Raw genomic sequence first — 438 nt, 5'->3', positions numbered from 1 at the left:
CCTGCGACCGGCTGTCTGCCATGCTGCCCGGTGTACCGACATAACCGCCGGTGGCATAGCCGCGCATCAGCCGGTAAAGATTCCCCACGCCAATCCGGCTGGTTGCCTCCTTCGTGAAGACAAACTCACCACGGTGAACAATCCCCGCTGGCTCATATTTGCCGCCGGTTCCCGTAAATCCTCCGGTTGCAAAATGGAATTTCGCCGCAGCGGCCTGAATGGCTGTACCGCCTGACGCGGATGCGCCGCCACCAACAGCCCCGCCAATGGCGCTGCCGATACTCCCGACAATCCCCACCATTGCCTGCTTAAGCAGAATTTCTGTCATCATGGACAGCACGGAACGGGTGAAGCTGCGCCAGTTCTGCTCACTGCCGGTCAGCATCGCCGCCATATTCTGTGCAATACCATCAAAGGTCTGCGTGGCTGCACTTTTTA

At 58.9% G+C, this 438-nt stretch carries 1 protein-coding gene; it reads right to left on the bottom strand.

From position 1 onward, the window contains the following. Positions 1 to 438, bottom strand: a 438-nt coding sequence (locus SB775_RS27505; protein ID WP_410864304.1) for a phage tail tape measure protein, incomplete at both ends; no start/stop codon positions are given.

The organism is Peribacillus sp. SIMBA_075 (genome assembly GCF_046534585.1).
Note: the sequence above shows the minus strand (reverse complement) of the source record. Positions and strands in the feature narration are given on the sequence as shown.